We start from the raw sequence: 20,462 nt of genomic DNA, 5'->3' as shown, positions 1-20,462 counted from the left end.
ATTATTTCCCTATCATTTTTAGAATTATATTTTCTGTTTTTTCCACCATTTTTTCGATAGAAAAGTTCTCTTCAATTCTTTTTCTAGCTTTTTTACCGAGTTCAGTTAAATCTTTGTTTAGCATTTCTTTTATTGCTTTTTTCAATTCTTCAGGCGAACCTGGTTTTATTACTATTCCCGTATCACCTACGATTATCTTACTATCCCCAACATCCGTCACGATACATGGTACTTCACAAGCCATCGCTTCGGCGATAGAATTACTAAACCCCTCTCCAAAAACGGAACTCGACACCAAAACATCAATTCCGTTATAGACATTTTCAATATCAAAAAAAGACCCTAAAAATTTTACGTTTTCACATCTTTTTTTGATATTTTCATCACCCTCACCTACACCTATAAAGTCGATATTTTTCAGTTCACTTGCGACTTTACAATAAACATCATAACCTTTCATAGGGTCAAGCCTCGCTACCATAGCAATAACAGGCGTTTTTAGGTTATATTTGTCTTTGAAATCGCTCATTTTCTTTTTGAATCTCTCAATATCTATTCCGTTATAAACCACTTCGGATTTTTCCATAAAAAAACCGGATTTTTTATGAAAATCGATTGAAGCTTTCGAATTGGAGATTATCATATCTACATTTTTTGAATAAAACTTTTGTAAATCAAACAAAATCTTACTAAACAACCCGTATTTTTGCAAATCCATATTCGAAGCTCTAAATCCCCAAATAAGCTTCGCATTTTTTGGCTTACACCAATAAGAAAAAAGATTCATCTCCCCCATCCAAGAATAAATAACATCGGGAGATATCTTTTTTAGGAGATTTTTGTACCGAAAATAAAATTTAACATCAAAACGTCCGTTTTTTTGGAGGTTGAAATATTTAATACCGGGTATTTTTTTTATTTCATCTTCCAAAACACCTCCGTACATCGTCACAACATAAACATCAAACTTTTTCTTATCGATATTTTTTACAAGCTCTATAAATTGACGCTCCGCCCCGCCGATATTTAAAGAGCGGATACTAAGAAGCAATTTAATTTTGTTCAATTTCCGCCTTTTTTCAAAACTTCTTCAATAGCATTCTCCCACTCTCGAGCTATTTTTTCAATACTATATTTTTCTTTTACTTTCACAGCTTCTTTTGCCAATTTTTTTCTTAAATTTTCATCTTTTATAAGCAACTCTATCGATTCTTTTAACTTCTCTTCATTTTGATTCTCTACCAAAATCCCGTTTTTATAATTTTCGATTATTTCACTCGGCCCGTACGGACAATCAAAAGCAACGCAAGCGCACCCGCAAGCCATAGCTTCTATTAAAACATTACCAAAACCTTCTTTTCTTGATGACAAAACAAATATTGAAGCCTTAAAATACCACTCTTCAATATTTTTAACATTTCCAAGTAGTATTACTTTTTTTTCTAATTTTAATTTCTTTATTAAACTTTCTAATTTTTTTCTTTCACTACCTTCACCAGCAATATAAAGCTTCCAACTGGTTTCAATTTTTGAATAAATTTTTATAAGAGTATCAAAACCTTTTTGATTTTCTAATCTACCCACTGCTAAAATAAAATGCTCTTTCTTAAAATTATTTAAAGGAATTTCCGGTAAAGGATTGTTTATCACTTTTACTTTTTTTAAAAAATAATAATTTTTTTTATCACTCATTGTTTTTACAATTAACATATCTGCCAGTTTATATACTAATTTTCTAATAATCATCAAAGCTTTTTTATCTGAATAAAAAAAATATTCTATATCCTCAGAAACAATAATTTTTTGTAAATTTAATCTTGAAGCAATAATACTTAATATATTCATCTGTGTCATAAAAGAAATATTTACATCCGCCGAAATATTTTTCAGAATTTGTTTTAAAATCAAAACTCTTTTTATAGTATTCAGCAAAGTCTCAAACTTATTTCTTGAATGTTTTAACAAACCAAGTTGAACTAACTTTATTTTCTCATCTAAATGATAAAAAGGTTTTTCTTTTGAAAATGTAACAATATATATTTCATGATTTTTATTAACCAAATAATTTGCCAAATTAACTAATACTCTCTCAGCTCCTCCTGCACTTAACGATGAAATAATAAATGTAATTCTCATTAGTCTTTCTTACCTTTTTTAAAAACATATACCAATACCCAACCTTTTTTTCTTCCTTTCATAATAATTTGAAAAGGCAACATAAATAAACTTATAAAAAATCTTTTTATATTGTAAAACCAAACAATAGGTAATTTACCACCTTCCCATATATCAAGCAATTCGAAATTTTTTTCTTCTAATATTCTTCTCATCTCAATTTCACTAATTGGATTTATATGACCAGGATCATCCCAACTATCATACGAAAAACCCCAAAGTTCACCAGTTAATAAAAACCAAAATCTTCCCCACCACGATGCAATATTTGGAGTTGAAACTATTACGATAGTATCTTTTTGACAAAGTCTATAAATATAATCCAAATATTCATAAGGAGACTTAACGTGTTCAATTACTTCTATTCCCAAAATAAGGTCAAACTTATAATTTTTATTAATAAATTTTTCCACCTCATTTTTATTATTAAAATCAAGTTGAAAAAACTCACATTCAGCTTTAAAGTTTTTAGCATCTATATCAACTCCTATAACATCATGACCTAAATCAAATAACCTTTGAGCTAATGCTCCTTCTCCACACCCCCAATCCAATATCTTTAATTTCTTATTCCCGCTAATTTTATTTATATAATCCACTATTTGTTCATGCAAACAAGTATCTGTTTTCATTCTAATATTTTTATAATATAAAGGCTTTTTTTTATCCATCCCCAAAAAAGGAGCCACTTTTTTACAATTCATTTTTTTCCTTTTAAAAAATAAAAATATATTAATTTAATAAGATATTTAAAATATATATTAGGATATTGCCAAAAAATATTAATATATTTAGTTACAAACCATTTTGATTCGATAAAAAAACCTTCTGGATATTTTTTTCTAATATTATGACTAATATTGTCCTCTTCTTCCTTATAATATATCCTTAAAACCTTATTTATATAATAAGAATACGGTTTTAATTCATAAGCAATCCTGTTCCAAAAAAAACTTTCTGGTATAAACTGTAACTTTTCAAATTCTTTTGGAAGGCTCAAAAAAGCATATTTTAAATTCTCAGTTTTTAAAATTGCCCAAGTCTCTCCAAGTCCAATGTTTTTCCATTTAAATAACACATCTAATGTAGGTAATAGCTCATTTTCTATAGGATAATCACAACCAACTCTTTTACCGAATTGATCCTGACACAACACACCTATTCCACCGCATTTTTCTTTTTCTTCTTGGCTAAAAGAACTCCAAATATTATAGAATGTCTCAAAAGTTTCAGGCAAAAATTTATCATCGCTGTCAGCAATCAAAGTCAATTCGTTATCGATATTTTCCAATCCTTTTGCAATTGCTCGCCACTTTCCTTTATTTTCTTGATAAATATATCTTATTGGCCAATCAACCTCTTTTTGCCACTTTTTTACAAGCTCTTTCGTATTATCACTACTGCCGTCATCAACTATTACCCATTCGAAAATATATTTATCATCTATTTTTTTCAAAGTTTGATTTTTTATACTCTCAAAAACTCTATGAAGTTTATCGGCTCTATTATACGTAGGTGTTAATACCGAAATCATAACTCTCCCAATCCGAACGTATTTCTAAGCTTATTATAAATAGTTTTAGGTATTAATTTTCTAAGATTTCTCTTTAAAAAGCTGTCTTGCATTTTTTTTATCTCTTCTTCACTCCAAAAACTTCTACTTGAATCAATAATAATATTTTTTTGATTAAGCCAACTCTTAACAACCGGAAAAAATTTACCTTTTTCCACAAAATGAGTATATTTTACAAAAGGAAAATTAGTCACAAAAAACTTATCGTAATTAGTTAAACTCTCAGAAGTTTTCCCAGCTTTCGTTTCAAATTCCCACGGGTTAAAATCATATTTCAAAAGCTCTTTTAAAAACTCTTTTTTCCAAATAGCCATTTGCAAAGAGGTCACATAAGGCACCTTTTTTTCAACGGCGATTCTTGAAAAATATCTGTCTATTTTTTCATCTCCCCCAGGATTCGGAGCAAGCCTTAAATAAACTCCGTTTTTTTCTTTAATAAAATCAAAAGCTCTTTTTATCAAAGAACAATCCACAGGCTCCAAAATTGCAAAATCATCCAACATCAAAATAAAATATTCATCCTCAATCTCTTCAAGATAATCATTTAAACTTTTTGAAAAAGTGACATCTTCACCTTTATTTATATATTTCCATCTCTCGGGAACGAACTCTTTTTTATTCTCTCCGTTCGCTCCCAAATAAAACTCGGTTTCGCAATTAAAATTTTTCTTCAAAAAATAGTCCGTTATCGGCCAAATATCGTATGCTTTCGAATAAGAAGATATTAAAATCGTCATTTTATTTCTTTTTAATAATTAAAAAATTTTCTAAAGCCAAATATTCTAAATTTGAATTTTCAAAAGTAAATAAAGCTTGTTCTGGCGTAGCTACTAAAGGATAACCGTGTAAATTAAAACTTGTATTCAACACTCCTCCAATTCCTGTTAATTCATAAAAATATTCTATTAAATTATAATACTTTTCATTAAATTCTTTTTCTAGTATTTGAGCTCGAAGCGTTTTATCACGCTGGTGCATTGCAGCTTTGAATTTTTCTCTTCCTAACTCCGTAGAATCAAAAGCTGTAATCATATATGGCGCTTTAATATTTTTGGGATTTTTTAAATAAAGCTTTGCATATTTATCTAAAATAGTAGGAGCAAACGGCATCCAAAAATCTCTTTGTTTAATTCTATCATTAATCTCAAAAAAAGTCTCCATTCTACTCGGATTACCTAAAATGGCACGATTACCCAAACTTCTAGCACCCCATTCACACCTATCTCTAAATCTGGCAACTATTTTATTTTCACTCAGCAAAGTTGCTATTCTTTTTTCTATATCTTGAACAAACTCGACTTTAAATCTATTTTCTAATTTTTTACTTTTTATAAATTCTTCAATTTCATCGTTAGTATAACTTATACCAAAATATATATTTTTAAATGGTTTGGGAATGCTTTTATACTTGTTATATAAATAGTACGCTCCTCCTATGGGAGTACTTTCATCTCCACAGCTCGGCATAAAATTTACGTTTTCAACTTCTGGCAACTCTTGAATTTTTTTGTTAAGTTTTACATTCATAAAAACACCGCCGCCTAAATATATATTTTTAATTCCTGTTTTTTTAATTGCTTTTTTAATCCATTCAATAACTAATTCTTCTAAGTAATCTTGCAACGCACCAGCAATATTATCAAATCTATGATAAGGTATCTTTTTAGAAAGATAATCACTAAACGCATAAGAAGGAATTTTAGATCTAAACTCTAAACCTTCCAGCCAAAACAACCCTTCAAAAATATCTTTTTTTGCTTTTTGAAAATACTTTTTATTGCTATATGCCGCTAAACCCATAATTTTATATTCATGTTCAAGTGGTTTCATTCCCATAACTTTCGTAACACTGCTGTAAAGCTCGCCTATAGAATATTTCCACCAGGTATTTGCCAATAATGTCCATTGATTATCAACAACTTTATATATTTTCGCACAACTAAAATCCCCTTGTCCGTCTAAAGTAAAAACTAGAGCATTATTAACATTATTTTTTAAACCATAATATGCACCAAATGCATGACATTCGTGGTGATCAATCAATTCAAGCTTATTTTCATCTTTTAATTCTAATAACTCCATAATTTTTCTAAAATAATATTTTTTTCTTCGAGGGAAATTTTTATTATATTTTTTTAGTTGTAATTTTTTTAAAATATTCTCTTTCGTTTCAAACTTCAAATTTACATCTATATATCTATAAATTTTTTTTAATAAATTTTCTTTTTCATTTAAAACACTCTCAAAACTATTATTCTCACTAGTTCTAATATCATAAAATACCGTAGTTTTCCCAACTATTCCTATTTTATCGAAATCATTAATATTCAAATTATTCTTTTTTAAAATCCATTTAATAGACTTTAGAGGGAAAGATAAACTATTTTTTATATTATTAAATTTTTCTTCACTAATACAATCAATTATTTCACCATCTTTTAAATAAGCTACCGTAGAACAATGTCCCGGATAAATTGATAAAATTTTCATATATTTCTCCTCTTGTATTTAAAAATTTTTTTTTCGCTCAATAAATTTAGCTCTTCTTTTCAACTATTAAATTAAGCAATTTTTTAATTATTAATCTCTCCGTTTTTTATTTCTACGATTCTATCGCATTTATCAAGCGTTGAGATTCTATGAGCGATTATTATCATCGTTTTATTTTCTCCGATTTTATAAATCTCTTCCATTATTTTTTTCTCGGTTTCACTATCAAGAGCACTTGTCGCTTCGTCTAAAATTAAAACTTCCGGATTGTGATATAAAGCTCTGGCAATAGCAAGACGCTGCCTTTGACCTCCGCTTAGCTTAATTCCGTTTTCTCCTATTTTAGTATAAATACCTTCGTGATGTTTTTCCAAAAAATCCAAAATATTCGCTTTTTTTAACGCCTCTTTTACCCTATCTTCATCAATTTCTTCCAAAAACGCAACATTCTCCGCCACAGTTCCGTCGATAAGATAGATATTTTGAGGAATATATCCTATTTTTTTACGCCATGATTTTACATTTTTATCATTCAACAGCTCTTCATCTATCAATACCTCTCCGCTTACAGGTTTATAAAGGCCGGATATAATATCGATTAAAGTAGATTTTCCGCTTCCGCTTTCTCCTATTATTCCTAACTTTTCACCCTTTTTTATAGTTAAATTTATATTTTTAAGCACGGATTTTTTCGGATTATAAGCAAAATTGACGTTTTTTAATTCTATTTTTTCTTTAAAATCAATTTTCTCATCACCTAAATTCTCTTTTTCATAAATCAGTTCGTTATGAATAATATTCAAAGCCTGAAGCTTAAAAAGTATCTCATTATAAGCCCCAAAAATTCTATTAACACTTGGCAATAGCCTATAAAGTCCCAAAACAAACACCATCAATATAGGCAAAGCAGCCTTAATATCTGTATGATATTTCAATACCAAATATATAACAATAAATGCAATCAAACTAAAACCTATCATTTCAAGAAAAACTCTTGGAAAGTGAAAAAGAGTTTGGGCTTTAATATTAGCCTTTACAAAATTAATACTTGCATTTTCAAATTCGTTTAAAATTACTTCGTCTTTGGATTTTAGCTTTATAATTTTAAAATTACCGAATGCAGAAGAGATAATTTTATAAAATCTGCTTTGAAAAGCTTCTCTATCGATACCGGCTTTTTTAATTTTTTTGGATACGAAAAGCTTTAAAAATAAAACGTTCATTCCCAATAAAATAGTCAATAAAATTGTCATTTTCCAATTCACATATAAAAGCATGGAATAAATAAAAATCAAAACGAAACTTTCACTTAATAAAAAAAGTAATTTTGTTATCAACTCCACTAAATTATTAGCTTCGGTAATAATATTTTTTGTCATTAAAGAGCTATTCATATCAATAAATTTTTTATATTCCAACCCTATATAATTTTCAAACAATCTATAGGCGATAATATGATATCTACTTTGAGCAAAACGACTAAGCATATAAAAATAAAAAAGTGTAAAAATTGCTCTGAAAATATAAAAAAATATTAATACCACACCAAAGAAAACAACAAAATACAAAGAACTTTTAAAGTCAAAAAGATTATAAAAATAGTAAATGTATTGATTTGTAAAAATTTTATTGAAATCAGTAGCAATAGAAATAAACGGCATTATAATCCCGACTCCGATAGTTTCTATAAAAGACAAAACAATCGATAAAAGCATTAAAAACAACAAATATTGCTTATCACGTTTAGATAAAAGAGAAAAAAGCTTATTAAAGAAATTTTTCAAATAAAACCTTTTATAGAAGTTCTATATTTTTAATGCTATTTTTTTCGATTAATTTAATAAAACTTCTTTCATTTAACACTTTACTCAATGAATCCATATATTTCATTGAATGACAATCACTTCCCAAAAAGTCAATCATATTATTTTTTGCAAGATATTTAGCCTTTTTAAAAGCTGTTTTCCCATAAAAGTTTCCAAAAGAGTTAATATTACACTGAAAAAGCACACCCTTTTCTTTTAGCAAATCATAATACTTCATATCTTCGATATATCTATATCTTTCCGGATGAGCCAAAATAGGAACATACCCTTTAGATTGAATTTGAAAAATTATAAATTCCAAATTTAAAGGTTTTTCGTAATAAGATGTCTCAAAAAGAATGTATTTTCCGCCAATCGGTAATAAATCGTTATTTTCAAGTCTTTTTAAAAACTCCTCATCCACATAATATTCCGCAGAAACCTCGAGCTTAATATTCATACCGTTTTCATTTACGGCTTTTTGTAGTTTTTTATATTTTTCTAAAATAATATCGGTAGAGTTATTATAACTATCTTCCATAACATGAGGAGTTATTATTAACTTCTCATACCCCAATTCTAAGAATTTTTCGATTATTTCAAGACTCTCACTCATCTCTTTACTTCCGTCATCAATACCAGGAAGTAAATGAGAGTGAATATCCACTTTCAATTTTAAAGGTTCTATTTTTTTAAAAAAAAATATCATTCTTCCACATACCCTCCGTATCCGTATCCATATCCGTAATAATTTCCGTGTTTTTTACTGATATCATTTATTACAATTGAAAGATGTTTAAAGCCTTTTTGTTTTAAATCATTAAGTGTTTTTACAAAATCTTTTTTTGAATACTCAGCTCTAAAAAGATAAATATTTGCATCCGACTTTTCCAACAAATGCATAGCATCCACTACAAGTCCGACCGGCGGCGTATCGAATATTACGATATCATATTTTCCTCTCAATTCTTCTATTACCTCATCCATTTTTCTACTTTGAATAAGTTCTCCAGGGTTTGGCGGAATAGGTCCGGAAGTTATAATATCTAAATTAGAATATTTAGTTTTTTTAATTACTTCATCAACTGTTTTTTCATTAACAAGTACACTACTGATACCTATATTATTATCAACATTAAAAACTTTATGAAGAGTAGGTTTTCTCATATCAAGATTAACCAAAAGCGTTTTTTTACCACTCAACGAATAAATACCTGCTAAATTTGATGCCACTGTAGTTTTTCCTTCTCCACTGATAGTTGATGTAACTACAATCACTTGAAGTTTTTCAGGGGATATGAATTTCAAATTAGTTCTAATTGCTCTAAAAGCTTCTGCAACCGCGGATTTAGGAGCATTTAGAGTTTTTAACACGGTATCTTTTTTCTTAAAATGAGGCACGGTACCTACAATCGGTACATCAGTTAATTTTTCAACATCTTCTTTTGATTTTATTTTAGTACTTAAAAATTCTTTTACTAATGCTACTACAATTCCTAAAATAAGTCCTAAAATAAATCCTATTACAAGAATTAAAACTTTTTTAGGTTTATAAGGTTTTTGTGGAACAAGTGCCGGATCAATTACTCTATTATTACTTACAATACTCGCTTTTGCTATTGCTGTAGCAGCTCTTTTTTCAAGAAGATATGAATAAATTTTTTCATTTACTTGGTATGTTCTAAGCAAGTCTGCAAGTTTTCTTTCGTTTTGAGGCAGATTTTCAAGCATTTTTGTATATTCTTTTTTTATTTTAAGAAGAGTTTGCATTTGATTTTGAATAGATACTCTTATAGAGTTAATTCTATTTTTAATCATCTCAACAAGACTTCTTATCTGATCATTTACTTTTATTACATCCGGATGTTTAGGAGTATATTCTATTAAAAGAGTCTCTTTTTTCAAAATCAACTGTTGAAGCTGAGTAATCAAATCACTTAAAATCGGATCATCAACAAGTCCTGAAGAAATTAATTTTATATCATTATTTCCCTGAATCTGTTTTTCAATAAAGTCAATAGTGTTTTCTTTTAATATAAGTTCATTAATTTTCGTATCCAAATCATTAAGTTTTTGAATAATTCCTTGAGCTTCTATCGTTAAATCAACAACTTTGTTTTTCTTTTTAAAATTCTCAAGAGCAAGTTCGGATTCTGCAAGTTTTTTTGAAATGATTTTCAATTGATTATCAATAAATTTTAAAGTTTGATTTGCTTGAGCTGTCTTTAATTTTACACTTTGTTGAATATAAATATTAATAAGCTCATTTACAAAATTTGCCGCTCTTTGCGGAATATTGTCACTAAAAATTATATTTAAAATATCAGCATTTTTTGATACGGGAGAAGCCGACAATTTTTTTTGTAAATTTTTTGCAGTTTCAATCTTATCAAGCCATACAAATTTATAAGTAGCACTATCGTCAAGAGGTTTTAACTTTATAACTTTTAATTCAAAATATGGAGTTTTTATCCATTCATTAAATTTATATTCATTATTAAAATCAATATTCAATTTATCATTTTTTACTTTCAAAACAAACGTTACATCATTTAAAGGTACAATTTTAAATACTAAATTTTTCCCTTTTTTTATTTCGACTTTAAACGGAGAATTTTTATAATATATTTCGGTTGTTTTCAAATTTTTAGTTATATAATATCTTTTAGTAAAATTCACTTTATCAAGAGTTTTTGCTATCATAGAACGTGATGTAATAATATATTGCTCCGTTTCTAAAGATGCAGAATTATCCATACCTAATGCCTGAGATATTAAATCCTGCGCATTCAATTGTTTAGGTGCCGGAGTAACTTCTATGGTAGCGTTTGTTTTATATTGAGGTGTAGCAAAATAAACAAAAATCGCACTAAACAAAACTCCCAAAAACAAAAATAAAAAAATTAAAAGTTTATTATTTCTAAGAATAGAAAAAAGTTCCCTTAAATCTATCTCTTCAGTATTTTGAATTTCTCTACTCATTATTCACCTTATTGACTTAAAATTTTCACATTAACAAATGTAGATAATATTGAATTCACAAAACTAACAATAGGACTAACTCCTTGAATTTGAACGTCAAGCGGTTTCATATTCATAGGTTGTACATATACGATATCATTCGGTTTTAATACAAGATTTTTGTAGTTTAACGAAGAAATTTTAGTCAAATCAATCTGACGAATTTGAGGATTATTAAGCCCCCCGCTTATAATCAAAATATTATTTCTCCTCGCCATATCGTTAAAACCGCCTCTTTGAGAAATCGCTTCTATCAAAGTAGTGTAATTCCCGCTGATTTGCACAACTCCCGGCTGTTTTACTTCTCCTAAAACATATACTTTTTTAGTTAAAACTTCGAGTTTTATATAAGGATGTTTAAGATATTCGGAATATAATTTTTCGAGCTTTTTCGTAGCTTGCTCTTCTGTCAAACCTGCAACTTTTACATTTCCTACAAGAGGTAAATTAATAGTACCGTCAGGAAAAACATTAATTCCACTCAAATCGGTTTTATTATCGGTACTAAGTTCCGGATGATTAAAGACTGTAATACTTAATCTATCGCCAGGCAAAATTTTATATTCATAAATATATTTTGTAGTCGATTTTTTTATTGGTTTTTGAGGTTGCTTGGTGGTTTTATTGACATCTTGAAAAAGAAGATATTCTTTTTTCGCACTACAACCTAAAAATAAAATAGTCCCAATTACAAATAAAAAATATTTTTTCATATACCCCCACCTTTCTCATCTAAACAAAAATTCATAAAATTATAATATAATTTCAATGAAAAAAGGATGAAAAAGAGGGTGGATGATAGTAATAGGTAATAAATACTGCTTTTTAGAACACGAAAAAAATATAATCGAAAAAAAAGAAAGATTAAAAAAACAGATTTTTTACAGTGAAGAAGAGGTTTTAGAGATAATAAAACAAAATCCTGATGAAACAATAATTTTAAATACTCCTTATCAATTTACTCAAAAAATATTATCTCAAATAGATCATCCCAATGTCATAACTATTGAAGAATATTTAGAAAAAGAATTTCAAAAATACTACGTACCTTTCAAAAGTGAAAAATACTTTCCCGTTATGAAACCATACACAAAATTTCAATATTTACAAAAAAGAATCATAGATTTTTTGACAGGCGGAACTCTTTTTATTTTGGCATTTCCTATTATGGCATATTCGGCATTTAGAATAAAAAAAGAATCCCCGGACGGACCAATATTTTTTACTCAATACAGAATAGGAAAAGACGGCAAGCCATTTAAATGTTACAAGTTCCGCTCAATGAGAACGGATGTTGAGTTTTTTAGTCATTACACACAAGATAACGACCCGAGAATCTTTCCTTGGGGTGCATTCATGAGAAAAACGCGCATCGACGAACTACCTCAGCTAATCAACGTATTCAAAGGCGAAATGCATATGATAGGACCAAGAGCTGAATGGGACGAACTCGTAAAAGAATACGAAAAAACGTTCCCGTTTTATCACGAAAGACATAAAGTGGCTCCCGGAATTACAGGATGGGCTCAGGTGAATTATCCTTACGGCAGAAATATCGAAGATACAAGACAAAAACTAATGTACGATTTTTACTACATAAAACACTGGAATTTAGCTCTTGAAATAAAAACTATTATTAAAACTATTTTGGTAATGCTTGGGAGAAAGGGGTTATGATTTTTTAAATTTATATTTAATCATATCCCACAAAAACAAAGGAGTAGAAATAAAATTCCTTCTCCAAAGTCTTTTTGGCTCTTGTATAAATCTAAATAACCACTCCAAATGCAAATTTATAATATATTCAGGAGGTCTCTTTACATTCCCGGCATAAAAATCAAATACAGCTCCAATACATGAAGCCACTTTAAAATTAATTTTTTCTTTATGTGTATAAAGCCATTTTTCTTGTTTTGGAGCCGTCATACCGACAAATAAAATATCAGGGTTAAAATTGTTTATTGCTTCAATTATTTTTTTGTTATCTTCTTCATCAAACTCTGGTTTAAAAGGAGGAGAATAAAAACCGGCTTGTATATTTGGATATTCTTTTTTTAATTTTTCTTTTATTTTATCAAGTGTTTTTTGGCTTGAACCCATATAAAAAACCTTAATACTTTCTTTGTTGGCTTTTTCAAGCAAAAATTTATGAACATCCGCTCCTGCTATTTTTTGTATTCTTTTTCCATTAATAAATTTAGCCGCAAGTACAATTCCACTGCCATCAGGCACTAATACATCACTTCTTTTTAAAGCTTTTTGAAATAACTCATCATCTTTTGCTACCACATAAGAGTGTGGATTAATAGTATTTATAATAAATCTATTCAATTTTTTAATATCCAAATTTAACTTATCCAGAGTTTTATCATAAACTTCATACCCCATTAATTTCATCCAAGTATCCTTATTAAATTTTTTTCAAATTTTTCCAATGTAAAGTTTTCTAAATATCTTTTCCTACAATATTGTGAAGTTTCTTTATTTATATATTTATCTAAAAATTCTCTGAATTTATTTTTTAAATTTTCTTCATCCAAACTATTAACTATCATCCCGCTTTTTTCATCAACAATATAAGAAATTGAACCTTCATTTGTAGTAAAAACTGGAATACCATAAGAAAAAGCTTCAAGTAATGTCAAAGGAAAAGCATCATTTTTACTTATATAACAAAGAGCATGTGATTTCTTTAAAAGCTCCTCTTTCTTTTCTCCAATCACAAACCCATGATATATTACGTTTTCCATATTATTTTTTTTCAAAAAATCATAAAAATAATTTTCATCATCTTTAGTACCAAACTTTCCAGCAAAGTTAAAAATTACATCTCGAAACTCTTTTGCCAAAAAAAGTGTTTCCATATATCCCTTCATATCAATTAAATGATTAAGATATAAAACTTGAATTTTTTCACTATTAAATCTATTTTCCAAAATATTTTCAAATTCTTCTTCACTTAAATTATTTTCCACCCCGTTTGGTAAATAATAAACTTCTTTATATTCAAACTCTTCAAATTCATTTTTTAATAAAGGACTAAGTAAAATTAAATTACTGTTTTTCAAAAATCTTCTTAATAAAAATTTTGTCAACTTATTATTTTTTAATCTATCAAGACCTTTTGTGTGATAATGATAATATACTTCTACACTTGGATTTATTTCTTGATAAATTCTTATTAGAGATGTAACTAAATAATCTCTAAAAAAAGCAATTTTCCCCATCGAAGCCGTATAATAAACCTTGTTTGGTCTAAACTTCAAGATATTTATTAAAGTCTTAAAATAAAGCTCAGCCATATAATAGATTTTTTTGAAATTAAATTTCCCTATTTCTCCAATGTTTTCAGATGATTTTATCGGGATAAATTCACATTTTGCAACATTATTAATCTTTGAATTTTTTATAAATTCACCAACTTTTGAAGCTCCATGATTTGGAGGAGGTAAATGTAAAATAAAAAGTATCTTATTTTTCATTTAAAACCTTTTTGTAAATTTCAATAAATTTTTGTGCTTTTTTATCCCATGTAAAATTATTTAAAACATCTTCCCTGTTTTTTTGCCCTACTTTTTTTCTTAAATTTTCATTTTTATAAAAATCTTCAAGCCTTAATGACAAATCTTTTACTATTTTTTCATATGGTTGATTTATATCTACTAATTGTTTTTCTTTCTTAGAAATAACAAACTGAGAAGCTCCGCCATAGTCCAATCCCACAACAGGCAAGCAATTCATCATAGCCTCCAAAAACACAAAACCTGCATTTTCAAAAGTCGGAAAAATAAAAACAGAAGATTTTGAAAACTCCTCATAAACCTTTTTTAAAGGAATTTTTCCTTTAAAAACCACTTGTTTTTCAATATTTAATTCTTTTGCTAAATTTTCTAAATATTTTCTATCCGAACCATCTCCAATAATATTAAGTTTAATATCTGATAACTTATTTCTTTTTATAAATTCACTAAACGCTCTTATACTCATCTCAAAATTTTTAATATATATTAATCTCCCTACTGAAATAATATTAAACTCATCTTTTTCTTTACACTTGATACTCTCTACCAATTCCCTCTCAACCCCTATTGCCGGTTCAGCTATAAAACATTTATTTTTTAATCCAATTTTCTCTTTTACATTTTGATTTATGCCAATTACACAGTCGCTTTTTTTCTTACACATATAAAAAAACGGATCAAAATTTCTAAAAAATAATTGCAAACTTCTTCTTATAAATTCCACAATTTTTTGTTTTTTTGTTTTTAAAAATCTAAAATCTATAAAATCATGACTTCCTATCGGTCCCCAAATAAATTTATTTCTTTGATTTTTCAATAAAATAAAAATAGAAGGAAGCCAATCATTTACGAATGTCACATGATGAATTAAATCAAATCTTATATTTTTACCTTTAAGAAACTTAACAGCACCAATCATCCACAAATAATAATATGTTCTGATACCTCTTTGCTTTTTTTTCCAAAATGATGCCCATTTCGGAAGTTCATAATATAAAAAAGTTATATTTTTGGGATATGGCTTTTGCTCTATTTTTTCTTTATTGTTTGCTTTTGTAATTACATAAATATTTGACTTTGGTAGTTGCTTTGCAATATGATTTACTACTTGCCATCCAACTTCAGGCTCACTTCCATTATCAGGTTCACAAGCATAAGCAATAAGCAAAATATTTTTATTTTCCACTAAGCCCCCTTAAATATTTTAATTCCATTTCTCCCCTTTCTTGTAAATATTCCTTAATTACAAACAGCTCAAAAATCTCTTTTGGAATTTTAAATTTCTTATTTAGAAATTTATAAATTTCATCAATTTGCTTATTTTCAAGAAGTTTTAGATATTGATAATAGTATTTTATAAAGTCAAAGAATTCTATGCCATCTTCAATAAAATATTCAAAATCAAATATATAAAACCTATTATTTTTAAACTTAATATTCCAAGGAGCAAAATCTCCGTGTTCATACACCAACTCATACTCATTTTTAGAATTATTTATAATTTTTAAAATTACCTCTTTTAACCACTCTTCACTATTTTCTAAAAGACCTCTTATTCTCGGATGTTTATTAAGGACATATTTTTTATTTCTTTTAAGTCTTTTTAAAAATTCAAAGTCCAAATCAATAGGTATAAATTCGCTATGCCCTTCAATATTTTCAATAAACAAACAATTTTTTTGGTTATATTTCAAATGAAAAAATTTATAATTTAAAATTTCTTTTTCTCTTAAAATTTCATAAGCTTTTATTTCATTTATAATATTTTTTTCTCCTTCATTATTTAAAGGAACTTTCACATATCCTAAAATACCCTTATTTTGAAGCTGCAAAACAACTTTATTATTATCCGTAGCAATATAAACAGATGAAATCAACGGCTTTTTAAATTCATTTTCTAAAAATTCAATAAAATCACCCCTTTTTTTTCTTTTTAAAAAAGGCCTAATAAAAGGCAATATTTTAAATACAGAACTTTTCAAAAATTTAGCTTTTTTACTAAACGGATTATATAACCTAAATGAATTGTCAGCAATTAAATCATTATCAACAACCAAAAATACTTTTGGTTTTTTCGGCGAAGGTAAAACAATATATTTATTGATTGAAAAAAAACTATTTATATCTTTCACTCATTTTCTCCATTAAAATATTTATTATTTCATTTACAATTTCCTCAGGCTTTTTATTTACATCGATTTTTATATATTTTTTATTATCTACTAATCGTTCATATTTTTTTACTTGGTTTTTTAATTCTTCAAAAGAAACTTCCTGTTTTCTGTTATAAACAATTTCAGGCTCAGTTACCAATATAAAATATAAGTCAGGCTTTGGAATAAAATTTCTAAAAAATTTAATCCAAAAGTCACCCAAACTAATTCTATATCTTTTTTTATCCGCCAAAATATCATCATAATATCTATCAAAAATAATAAGAGACGATCTAATTTTTAGAGGCAAAATATTTTTTATCCAGCCTATATTGTATTGGTAAACAAAATAAACTAATTTAACAAACGATTTAATTTTGCTATATGGAGGATACTTATGAGGTTCTTCCACAATTTGTAGATCATTATTTCTTCTTTTTAAAGGTTTTAAATGAAAATAATCAATTCTTCTAAAAGGTAACTGCCTTTTTTTTAATTCATTAATAATAGTGGATTTTCCACTTCCATCAGGTCCTAAAAATGCAATACTAATCCCAGTTGGTCTTATAATTCTTTTTATTATTCTAAAAAAATTTAAAATTTTTTCAAAAAAATTAGTCTTTTTATTTTTATCAAATTCCTTTAAAATTTTTTCCCTATTAATTAAATTAATATTATTTTTTTCAAATGCTTTTATTATATTCACCGCTTCATTTTTTAAAAATTTTTTAATTACTTTTATAGATTTTTCTTCTGATTCAAAATAAAGCTCTTTTAAATAATTAAAAACTTTCTCATTAAAATCATTTTTATCAAGTTTTTTTATTAAATAATAAATAAATTCCTTTTCCGATGACAATATTGGAATTTTTTTATAAAATCTAAGAGTTTCAAAAATCTCATCTTCATTAAAAAACACTACTTTTCTTCTTTCAAGCCTTCCGTAAATATCTAAATTTAACAGTTCTTTTTTTTCTTTATTCCATAAGAAACAATTCTTAGCATATAAATCATGATGATATATTTGAACTAATTTTTCATTTTTAAAATTTTCCTTTAAAAGCTTTTCAACTCTTTTAAAATCAGATTTTCGTAATAAAATATCAATATCTGAATCTTTACTGTTCAATTCTTTATATCCATTAATAATAATAAAATTTTTAAAACTCTTCATTTTTATACTTTCCTAATATTACTATGCAAAACAAAAAAGGTAAATAAAATGTTAATACATTGATTGTATCTGTAGTAAAAGATTTAATAAATAAAATAATCGTGATTCCTAATACCTTAATATTACTTATATACATCATTTTGTCCAAACCTTTATTTAATTTCTTTAATGAACTTAATATTAAATAAACAAAAATTATAAAAATAAGAAATGTACCAATAAATCCAGTTGCTGCTAATGATGAAAAATAAGTTGAGTCAAAAGTTTGCATCAATCCATTTGAAGGAATCAATGCTAATTCTCTAACACCTGATGCATAACCATAACCAAATAATTGATGCCATATATTATCATTAAGAATTTTATTCCATATATAATTCCACCAATATGTTCTACCACTGATTGTAATTAATGTATTTTCATTATTTCCCCGAACAAAAAGTTCCACTATAATATTATTAAAGATAATTGCTATAATTAAAACAAAAATTAGCGCAAAAATTTTCCACAATAATTTAATTTTTTTACTTAAAAGAAATACTAAAAATAAAGCAGCAAAAAGACCTAATAAAGATGTTCGACTTTGTGAAGTAATTAATAAAATAAATGAAAGAATCATCCAAAATAAATTTTTCTTTTTAGAATTAAGTTTAAAAATATAATTTATAAATGAATCAAAAAAAACTATTGAACTTATAGTACCAACACTTATTGCATTAATAACAGGAAAAACTCCATTTACTCTAAATGAAATTAACGCACTACCAATTGAAGAAGCTGATTCTAGTGCCATAGAAGGAAAAAATACTATACTTAACACTACAGAAATTAATAATAATTTAAAAAACATTAAAAAACTATTATATAATATATATGCCATTTTTTCAAAGTAAAAACTTAAACTCCAAAAATATACTCCTATTAAAAAAACCACTAAAATTTCAAATAATTTCCAAAAAGAATATAAAAAATTATTTGAAAATAAAATTATTGAGATAAAACTCACTAAAATATAATTAAAATATAAAATAAAAAGAAATGATAGCTTTCGGATTTTTAAGTTTTTTAAAAAAAAGATAAAAACAAAAGCAAATGCTAATAAAATACCTATAATCCTATTTATATTAGAAATATTTATAGGTGAAGATTGCACTTGTGAATAATCTCTGGTGGAAAATAACAATAGTGAAAAGAAAATTAAATATAACGGAAACATTATTTTAAAACTTACTTTTTTATTTTCCACTTTTCAACCTTAATAAATTAGGTAAATTCCAAAAGCCTAATTTTTGTTTAATGTAAAATATATACATTAGATTCCAAAACACAATACTAATCATACTTGCAAATGCCGCACCATTTATTCCATATATAGGAATCAATATAAAATTAAGAACAATATTTAAAAAAGCTGCAATAAACATTATATTTCTTACAATTGTTTCATATCCTAAAATTTGTAAAACATAATTACCAGTACCACTCATAGACTCAATCAACCTACCAAAAAGTAACAAACTAAGAGCAACACTTCCGGCTATAAATTCTTTACCAAAAAGCATTAATATTTTTTCCTTAAAAATAAAAATAAATATTATTATAATTCCACTTAAAGAAAAAACAATTGTATTTACAAATTGCATAGTTTGTGAAAGTTTATTTTCTTTATTCAGTTCAATTAACTTTGATGAAACAATACTCATAATTGCCGTCATAAATATAGATGTAGCTACAGCTATTTTAATTACAATATTATATATACCTACATTTTTTGAAGAAGTAAAATATCCAAGAATTATCGAATCAGATGTAGTGATTACTAACATTAAAGAATTTGCCAAAAGCATAGAAAAAGCAACTTTTATAAGAGTTTTTAAATTAAAAAAATAATCCCTTGATATTCTAAAAAAATTTATTTTTTTTATTAAAAACCAATAACTAATAAAAAAAGCAATTAGAACTCCTAAAAAATAAGCCACAAACAAATCTAACATGTTATAATTAAAGAATTGTACTATGATAAATAAAACAATTACACTAAACAAATATACACTTATGCTTTGAATAAAAGAGTATTCAGCAATTGATTTTAGTCCTCTTAAAAAATTAGCATTAATAAATCTTAAAGTTATTGGAAACAGCAAAAGAGAAAAAAGTTTTAAATATCTTATAATTTCTTCATTATGAAAAATATATATCGCAATATATTTGCTCAAAAAAAACATTATACTAATCAATAAAAGATTTAAAGGAATTAAAAAAAACAATGTTTTTATATACAAATCCTTTAACTTAGAAAAGTCATCTTTATATTCTGATACAAATTTTACAATTGCCAAATCAAAACCAAATTTTGCAAATAATAAAAAAATAGTAAGAACAGAATAAGTTAAAGAAAATAAACCTACACCTTCTGCATTAAAATATTTAGCAAGCATGAAAATAAATAGATATCCCAATCCTATCCCAATGATTTGAAAAATAAAATTTATACTTCCTTTTTTTAAAATTTCTATATAATGAAAATTTTTCTTAAGTTTGTTTATCACT

At 26.4% G+C, this 20,462-nt stretch carries 18 protein-coding genes; 1 reads left to right on the top strand and 17 read right to left on the bottom strand.

Features of this window, described 5'->3' with window-relative positions:
* Position 1: 1 nt before the first annotated feature.
* The 10 genes from EDC58_RS08250 to EDC58_RS08205 all read right to left on the bottom strand — a co-directional run bounded on the left by EDC58_RS08250 (position 2) and on the right by EDC58_RS08205 (position 11,777).
* Positions 2 to 1,066 (bottom strand): glycosyltransferase, encoded by a 1,065-nt coding sequence (locus tag EDC58_RS08250; protein ID WP_123353038.1) that lies wholly within the window; start codon positions 1,064 to 1,066, stop codon positions 2 to 4.
* Positions 1,063 to 2,136: a glycosyltransferase family 4 protein gene (locus tag EDC58_RS08245; protein WP_123353037.1), complete on the bottom strand. Its 1,074-nt coding sequence runs from the start codon at positions 2,134 to 2,136 to the stop codon at positions 1,063 to 1,065. Before EDC58_RS08245 ends, EDC58_RS08250 begins: the two co-directional genes overlap by 4 nt.
* Entirely contained in the window at positions 2,136 to 2,879 is a 744-nt protein-coding gene (locus EDC58_RS08240; RefSeq protein ID WP_123353036.1) for a class I SAM-dependent methyltransferase, read from the bottom strand. Before EDC58_RS08240 ends, EDC58_RS08245 begins: the two co-directional genes overlap by 1 nt.
* Positions 2,876 to 3,709, bottom strand: a complete 834-nt coding sequence (locus EDC58_RS08235) for a glycosyltransferase family 2 protein (RefSeq protein WP_123353035.1) — start codon at positions 3,707 to 3,709, stop codon at positions 2,876 to 2,878. Before EDC58_RS08235 ends, EDC58_RS08240 begins: the two co-directional genes overlap by 4 nt.
* Positions 3,706 to 4,485: a hypothetical protein gene (locus EDC58_RS08230; protein WP_123353034.1), complete on the bottom strand. Its 780-nt coding sequence runs from the start codon at positions 4,483 to 4,485 to the stop codon at positions 3,706 to 3,708. Before EDC58_RS08230 ends, EDC58_RS08235 begins: the two co-directional genes overlap by 4 nt.
* Position 4,486: 1 nt before the next feature.
* Complete coding sequence (locus tag EDC58_RS08225; protein ID WP_123353033.1) at positions 4,487 to 6,238, bottom strand: carbamoyltransferase C-terminal domain-containing protein; 1,752 nt, start codon at positions 6,236 to 6,238, stop codon at positions 4,487 to 4,489.
* An 83-nt stretch (positions 6,239 to 6,321) separates the two neighbouring features.
* The gene (locus tag EDC58_RS08220) at positions 6,322 to 8,022 is read right to left on the bottom strand and encodes an ABC transporter ATP-binding protein/permease (protein ID WP_211325244.1); all 1,701 of its coding nucleotides are present in this window, start codon (positions 8,020 to 8,022) and stop codon (positions 6,322 to 6,324) included.
* 10 nt (positions 8,023 to 8,032) lie between these two features.
* On the bottom strand, positions 8,033 to 8,752 hold the full coding sequence (locus EDC58_RS08215) for a tyrosine-protein phosphatase (RefSeq protein WP_123353032.1): 720 nt from the start codon (positions 8,750 to 8,752) through the stop codon (positions 8,033 to 8,035).
* Entirely contained in the window at positions 8,749 to 11,025 is a 2,277-nt protein-coding gene (locus EDC58_RS08210; protein WP_123353031.1) for a GumC family protein, read from the bottom strand. The genes EDC58_RS08215 and EDC58_RS08210 overlap by 4 nt, the downstream gene beginning before the upstream one ends.
* An 8-nt stretch (positions 11,026 to 11,033) precedes the next feature.
* The gene (locus tag EDC58_RS08205) at positions 11,034 to 11,777 is read right to left on the bottom strand and encodes a polysaccharide biosynthesis/export family protein (protein ID WP_123353030.1); all 744 of its coding nucleotides are present in this window, start codon (positions 11,775 to 11,777) and stop codon (positions 11,034 to 11,036) included.
* 82 nt (positions 11,778 to 11,859) lie between these two features.
* Here EDC58_RS08205 and EDC58_RS08200 point away from each other — a divergent pair, with 82 nt between their 5' ends.
* Complete coding sequence (locus EDC58_RS08200; protein WP_123353029.1) at positions 11,860 to 12,741, top strand: sugar transferase; 882 nt, start codon at positions 11,860 to 11,862, stop codon at positions 12,739 to 12,741.
* Here the strand turns inward: EDC58_RS08200 and EDC58_RS08195 are convergent.
* Genes EDC58_RS08195 through EDC58_RS08165 form a run of 7 tightly spaced genes read right to left on the bottom strand, consistent with a single transcriptional unit; the run spans position 12,736 to position 20,461 of the window.
* Complete coding sequence (locus tag EDC58_RS08195) at positions 12,736 to 13,461, bottom strand: WecB/TagA/CpsF family glycosyltransferase (protein WP_123353028.1); 726 nt, start codon at positions 13,459 to 13,461, stop codon at positions 12,736 to 12,738. The two genes, EDC58_RS08200 and EDC58_RS08195, sit on opposite strands and share 6 nt — an antisense overlap.
* Positions 13,458 to 14,546 carry a glycosyltransferase family 4 protein gene (locus EDC58_RS08190; protein ID WP_123353027.1) on the bottom strand — a complete coding sequence of 363 codons (1,089 nt, stop codon included), beginning with the start codon at positions 14,544 to 14,546 and terminating at the stop codon, positions 13,458 to 13,460. Before EDC58_RS08190 ends, EDC58_RS08195 begins: the two co-directional genes overlap by 4 nt.
* A complete protein-coding gene (locus EDC58_RS08185; RefSeq protein ID WP_123353026.1) occupies positions 14,536 to 15,771 on the bottom strand; it encodes a glycosyltransferase family 4 protein in 1,236 nt (411 codons plus the stop codon). The genes EDC58_RS08190 and EDC58_RS08185 overlap by 11 nt, the downstream gene beginning before the upstream one ends.
* Positions 15,761 to 16,717, bottom strand: a complete 957-nt coding sequence (locus EDC58_RS08180) for a hypothetical protein (protein WP_123353025.1) — start codon at positions 16,715 to 16,717, stop codon at positions 15,761 to 15,763. Before EDC58_RS08180 ends, EDC58_RS08185 begins: the two co-directional genes overlap by 11 nt.
* Positions 16,701 to 17,912 (bottom strand): hypothetical protein, encoded by a 1,212-nt coding sequence (locus EDC58_RS08175; protein ID WP_123353024.1) that lies wholly within the window; start codon positions 17,910 to 17,912, stop codon positions 16,701 to 16,703. The genes EDC58_RS08180 and EDC58_RS08175 overlap by 17 nt, the downstream gene beginning before the upstream one ends.
* Complete coding sequence (locus EDC58_RS08170) at positions 17,899 to 19,158, bottom strand: O-antigen ligase family protein (RefSeq protein WP_123353023.1); 1,260 nt, start codon at positions 19,156 to 19,158, stop codon at positions 17,899 to 17,901. Before EDC58_RS08170 ends, EDC58_RS08175 begins: the two co-directional genes overlap by 14 nt.
* Complete coding sequence (locus tag EDC58_RS08165; RefSeq protein WP_123353022.1) at positions 19,148 to 20,461, bottom strand: flippase; 1,314 nt, start codon at positions 20,459 to 20,461, stop codon at positions 19,148 to 19,150. The genes EDC58_RS08170 and EDC58_RS08165 overlap by 11 nt, the downstream gene beginning before the upstream one ends.
* Between the last annotated feature and the right edge of the window lies 1 nt (position 20,462).

The organism is Caminibacter pacificus (genome assembly GCF_003752135.1).
GTDB classification, from domain to species: Bacteria; Campylobacterota; Campylobacteria; order Campylobacterales; family Nautiliaceae; genus Caminibacter; species Caminibacter pacificus.
Note: the sequence above shows the minus strand (reverse complement) of the source record. Positions and strands in the feature narration are given on the sequence as shown.

Bases quoted from the DNA above. Each gene is read 5' to 3' on its own strand.
- EDC58_RS08245 (WP_123353037.1), bottom strand. From the start codon at position 2,136: ATGAGAATTACATTTATTATTTCATCGTTAAGTGCAGGAGGAGCTGAG.
- EDC58_RS08240 (WP_123353036.1), bottom strand. From the start codon at position 2,879: ATGAATTGTAAAAAAGTGGCTCCTTTTTTGGGGATGGATAAAAAAAAG.
- EDC58_RS08235 (WP_123353035.1), bottom strand. From the start codon at position 3,709: ATGATTTCGGTATTAACACCTACGTATAATAGAGCCGATAAACTTCAT.
- EDC58_RS08230 (WP_123353034.1), bottom strand. From the start codon at position 4,485: ATGACGATTTTAATATCTTCTTATTCGAAAGCATACGATATTTGGCCG.
- EDC58_RS08225 (WP_123353033.1), bottom strand. From the start codon at position 6,238: ATGAAAATTTTATCAATTTATCCGGGACATTGTTCTACGGTAGCTTAT.
- EDC58_RS08215 (WP_123353032.1), bottom strand. From the start codon at position 8,752: ATGATATTTTTTTTTAAAAAAATAGAACCTTTAAAATTGAAAGTGGAT.
- EDC58_RS08210 (WP_123353031.1), bottom strand. From the start codon at position 11,025: ATGAGTAGAGAAATTCAAAATACTGAAGAGATAGATTTAAGGGAACTT.
- EDC58_RS08205 (WP_123353030.1), bottom strand. From the start codon at position 11,777: ATGAAAAAATATTTTTTATTTGTAATTGGGACTATTTTATTTTTAGGT.
- EDC58_RS08200 (WP_123353029.1), top strand. From the start codon at position 11,860: ATGATAGTAATAGGTAATAAATACTGCTTTTTAGAACACGAAAAAAAT.
- EDC58_RS08195 (WP_123353028.1), bottom strand. From the start codon at position 13,461: ATGAAATTAATGGGGTATGAAGTTTATGATAAAACTCTGGATAAGTTA.
- EDC58_RS08190 (WP_123353027.1), bottom strand. From the start codon at position 14,546: ATGAAAAATAAGATACTTTTTATTTTACATTTACCTCCTCCAAATCAT.
- EDC58_RS08175 (WP_123353024.1), bottom strand. From the start codon at position 17,912: ATGAAGAGTTTTAAAAATTTTATTATTATTAATGGATATAAAGAATTG.